The 4,441-nt window shown below is 54.5% G+C and carries 5 protein-coding genes; all 5 read left to right on the top strand.

Translation table 11 applies throughout. The features are described 5' to 3' along the window. Positions 1-574 precede the first annotated feature (574 nt). The 5 genes from D5S03_RS09445 to cobU are packed head-to-tail and all read left to right on the top strand — an operon-like array spanning position 575 to position 4,390. Entirely contained in the window at positions 575-1,576 is a 1,002-nt protein-coding gene (locus D5S03_RS09445) for an ABC transporter substrate-binding protein (RefSeq protein ID WP_287043674.1), read from the top strand. Positions 1,577-1,601: 25 nt separating this feature from the next. Next, entirely contained in the window at positions 1,602-2,324 is a 723-nt protein-coding gene (cobI, locus tag D5S03_RS09450; protein ID WP_287043676.1) for a precorrin-2 C(20)-methyltransferase, read from the top strand. Then, the gene (cobS, locus tag D5S03_RS09455; protein WP_008871149.1) at positions 2,321-3,064 is read left to right on the top strand and encodes an adenosylcobinamide-GDP ribazoletransferase; all 744 of its coding nucleotides are present in this window, start codon (positions 2,321-2,323) and stop codon (positions 3,062-3,064) included. Before cobI ends, cobS begins: the two co-directional genes overlap by 4 nt. A 37-nt stretch (positions 3,065-3,101) precedes the next feature. Then, positions 3,102-3,878, top strand: coding sequence for a cobamide remodeling phosphodiesterase CbiR (cbiR, locus tag D5S03_RS09460; RefSeq protein WP_008871150.1), 777 nt, complete (start codon positions 3,102-3,104; stop codon positions 3,876-3,878). Continuing rightward, the gene (cobU, locus tag D5S03_RS09465; protein WP_287043679.1) at positions 3,875-4,390 is read left to right on the top strand and encodes a bifunctional adenosylcobinamide kinase/adenosylcobinamide-phosphate guanylyltransferase; all 516 of its coding nucleotides are present in this window, start codon (positions 3,875-3,877) and stop codon (positions 4,388-4,390) included. The genes cbiR and cobU overlap by 4 nt, the downstream gene beginning before the upstream one ends. Positions 4,391-4,441 lie beyond the last annotated feature (51 nt).

A 4,441-nucleotide genomic window follows, 5' to 3' on the forward strand; every position in this document is an offset into this window, starting at 1 on the left:
AACCGGCTTCTATTCAGGCCAAGCAGGGGAGCTACACCGTGCCCTGGATTTATTTGTGTGGTGGAAGCTTAAGCAAGTTCCAGACGCAGAATTTATACAGATGCCTGCGACAGAGTGTTGCCACGCCTCGATCTGCTCCCCTCCTTGGCTAAGGAGGGGTTGGGGAGTGGTTCGATATTTAGCTCCCTTCCTTAACCGGCTTCTTTTCAGGCTAAGCAGGGGAGCTACACCGTGCCCTGGATTTATTTGTGTGGTGGAAGCTTAGGCAACTCCCGGAAAATAGAATTATAAACCTGGGTGGGCGGCGACCTCTTAATTTTCCGCATGATGCCCAGAACTCCCCACCCTGAAACTATTACGTTATTTTCAGGTAGTTGCCTAAGGTAGTTAATTCAAGCTGTTGTTCTTCAACCATAAACAATAACGGACAGTCAAAAGTTCTAGCGCAACACGCTGGAATAGTTATAGTTTTTTAATCCCAGCTGTCTAATTACATTTAAAACATAACCACCTGAAATCAAAAGCTTTTTTCTTTAACTATTAACTGATAATTTTTATCTCTCAAATACTAAACATGAAGATTAAAACCACCTTTACCATATTCTACGTTTTTCTGGCCCTAATCTACTCTGGTTGCCAGGCCCTGGCCTCGGAAATGAAAATCCTGGATCAGCAAACCATCCAGGATCAAGGGGGCAGAACCATCCAGGTGGATGAGCCCTTTGAGCGTATCATCTCCCTTTATGGGGCCCATACGGAAAACCTTTTTTCTCTCGGCCTGAACCAGGAAGTCATCGGAGTGGGCATGAACGAGTGTTACCCTCCCCAGGCCCTGGAAAGACCGTCTTTTTCCTACCAGGAAGGCCCGGAAAAAATCCTGGCCCACAGGCCGGACCTGGTGCTGGTGAGACCCATGATTGACTGGGCCTATCCCCGGCTCATGGATACCCTGGAGCGCTCCGGAATTACCATAGTTTCCCTGCAGCCCGGCAGCAAAGATGAAATGTTCAAGTACTGGAAGATACTTGGCATTCTTACCGGAAAAGAGGAGCAGGCCCTGCAGATGCAGGAGAACTTCAAGGCCGGACTGGAATACGCCCGGAGCCTGACCGCTCATGTGGAGGATAAAAAAGGCGTGTTCTTTGAATCCATACATGAACAACTCAAGACCTTCTCCCCGGATTCCATGCCCATGCTTGTACTGGAAGCAGCAGGAGGCGAAAACGCTGCATTAGATGCACGTCAGGTGCGCGGCACCAACATTGCAGATTTCGGGCAGGAAAAACTTTTGTCCAGGGCGGATAAAGTCCAGGTTTATCTTTCCCAACAGGGCCCCATGAACCAGGCCAGCCCTGAAAATATTAAAAAACGCCCCGGTTTGCACCTGCTTAAGGCAGTACAGCAGAACCGGGTTTACGCTATTGACGAAGTCCTGGTCTCCAGGCCCACCATGCGCCTTCTGCAGGGGATATACGTGGTGGGGGAACACCTTTACCCGGATATATTCCACGAAGACACCCGGGAAAAACTCGACAACTACCGCAAAATGCAAGGCAGTGAATCTGAAGACTCCTGATAGCTTGACTCCCAAAGGAAAACCAATGAACAACAGACAAGGAAAACTCTACGGCATAGGAGTGGGGCCGGGCGACCCGGAACTGATACCCCTCAAGTCAATCAACATTCTCAAAAAAGTAGACGTGGTCTTCTGCGCCTCTTCCAGCAAAAACAACCACAGCCTGGCCGTAAACATCGCCAGGGAATATCTTCCAAAGGATACCCTGATTCACAGGCTGCCCTTTCCCATGACCATGGACAAGGAAGTGGCCTCTAAGGCCTGGTCTGAGCACGTTAACACCATCCTGGCTGAGCTGAACCAGGGCAAGGACGCAGCCTTTCTCACCCTGGGAGACCCCCTGACCTATTCCACTTTCGGCTACCTCATGCAGTGCCTGCAATCCAACGCCCCGGAAATCCGCATCGAAACCGTCCCCGGCATCACATCCTTTCAGGCTGCAGCAGCCGCCACCAACACCACCCTGGTGGAGGGCGAGGAAAGCCTGCTCCTGCTTTCAGGGGTCCAGGGCGGAGACAAGCTCCGGGAGATGTCCTCCAGGGTGGACAACGTGGTCTTTCTCAAGGCCTACAAAAATATTACGGATATCTGCGAGGCCTTGGATGAAAGCGGGCGGATGAAGACGGCGGTGGGCGTGGTTCGCTGTGGCTTCCCGGACCAGGAAGTATTTCAGGATGTAAAAGAGCTCTGCAGCCAGGAACCTAAGTACTGGACCCTGATTATATCCAAGCCGGGGCAGGAAGAATGAGGTTTTTGCAGCCGTTTCTGGCCGCGCTGCAGTTTTTGACCATAATACCTGTCGGCGGCCAGATACCGCAGACGGCCCTAGGGAGGGCCATGCCCTGGTTTCCTGTGGCCGGACTGGTCATCGGTGTGGGTGCCGGGCTGGCATACACTCTGACCCTGCTCCTGGGACTGCCGCCCATGGCCGCCTCATTAGTGGGGGTTTTGGTTTTGTCCGGCCTGAGCGGTTTTCTGCACCTGGACGGAGTGGCTGATACAGCTGACGGTTTTTTCAGTGCCAGGTCCAGGGAGAAAATCCTGGACATCATGCGCGACAGCCATGTGGGGACCATGGGCGTTGTAGGCCTTTTTGCTGTTCTGGGTCTAAAGTGGGCCGCTCTGACCTCCATGCCCCCGGTGGCCGCCTGGAAGGCCCTGGTCCTGGCCCCGGTACTGGGGCGCGCGGCCCAGGTGTGCAGTATGGCCCTGCTGCCCTACGCCCGCTCCACCGGCGGACTGGCTTCCATCTTTATAAACAGCCGCCGCAGGTCCGACATATACTGGACCCTTGGCATTGCAGGCATCGCATCCCTGCTGGCAGGAGGTGCCGGCGTGGCCGCCCTGATCCTGGGTGCTGTGGCAGCATATCTTTTCAGCCTGTGGTGTTTGAAAAAAATAGGCGGCATCACCGGAGATACAGTGGGAGCAGCCACAGAGGTTGTGGAAACAGCCGCTCTGTGCGCCATCTGCGCCATAGTGGTTTGATAATCCTGCGTATATCCGGAACATAAGGAGTTACTCATTGACTTTAAAATCCAATTCCACATGGCGGCTGGGGACTACATCCTACATCATCCCGGACCACATCCTGCCCAACCTGTATTATCTTCAGGACAAGGTGGATGATGTGGAACTGATACTTTTTGAGTCCGGAGAACAGTCCAGCATCCCGGATGCATCCCAGGTACGCCTGATGCAGTCTCTGGCTAAGGACTCCGGCCTGAGCTACACCGTGCACCTGCCCCTGGACCTGTATCCCGGAGCCCGGGATGAAGCCTTACGCCGCACCTGTACAGAAACCTGGAAACGCATTGTCGGGCTCATGCAGCCAGTGGACCCAGTGGGCTGGGTGGTGCACCTGAACGATCCTCCCCGGGACGAAGACTTCCTGCCCGCCTGGCAGGAGCAGTGCCGCAAAAGTCTGGAAGAACTTTCCCGGGAAGTTGAACCCGGGCTGTTATGCATTGAAAACTTAGACTACGACCATGAACTCATCTGGCCCTGGGTGCTGGAGATGGGCTTTTCCCTGTGCATGGACCTGGGCCACCTCCAGGTCCGGGGAGAAGACCTGCCGGCATGCCTGGACAGATGGCTGGACCATGTCCGGATAATTCACCTGCATGCCCTCAACAGTGAGGGCCGGGACCACACAGGGCTGCAGCACATGGACAGAGACCTGCTGGCCTGGCTTTTATCGAGCTTTGACAGCAAGACACGGCCCTTGGTGGTCACCCTGGAAATCTTCTCCAGCAAACATTTTCAGGGCTCTCTAAAGGCCATACAGGAGGCCAGGCAGTGAACCGGGTGACGTATATCTGCGGCGGATGCAGAAGCGGCAAAAGCTCCTTTGCCCTGCAGCTGATGCAGACCTTTGAGCGAAAAGCGTTTATAGCCACGGCCCAGGCCCTGGATGAAGAAATGCACCAGAGAATCCAGAGACACCAGCAGGAACGCGGACAGTCCTTTTTTACTGTTGAAGAACCACTGGACCCGGCACAAGCCCTGTCCCGACTCTCCGGGGACACCCAGGCCGCAGTCCTGGACTGCCTCACCGTATGGCTGGGCAATCTCATGCATCAGGAGCTTGTGCAGGACAACACCTGCCAGCAACTGGAAAATTTCTTTGCCCTGCTTGCATCCCCGCCCTGCCATGTATTCGTGGTCAGTAACGAACTGGGCATGGGCCTGGTCCCCGGTGACTCACTTTCGCGCAGGTACCGGGACATGATGGGCCGCATCAACCAGCGGACCGCATCCCTGGCCCATGAGGCCTATTTTGTGGTCAGCGGGATGCCTCTCAGATTGAAATAACCACCTGCAAACCAAAGGAACAGCCAATGACTCTACTGGAGCAATCCATCC

Origin of the sequence: Desulfonatronospira sp. MSAO_Bac3 (genome assembly GCF_003838035.1) — a bacterium.
Taxonomy (GTDB): Bacteria; Desulfobacterota; Desulfovibrionia; order Desulfovibrionales; family Desulfonatronovibrionaceae; genus Desulfonatronospira; species Desulfonatronospira thiodismutans.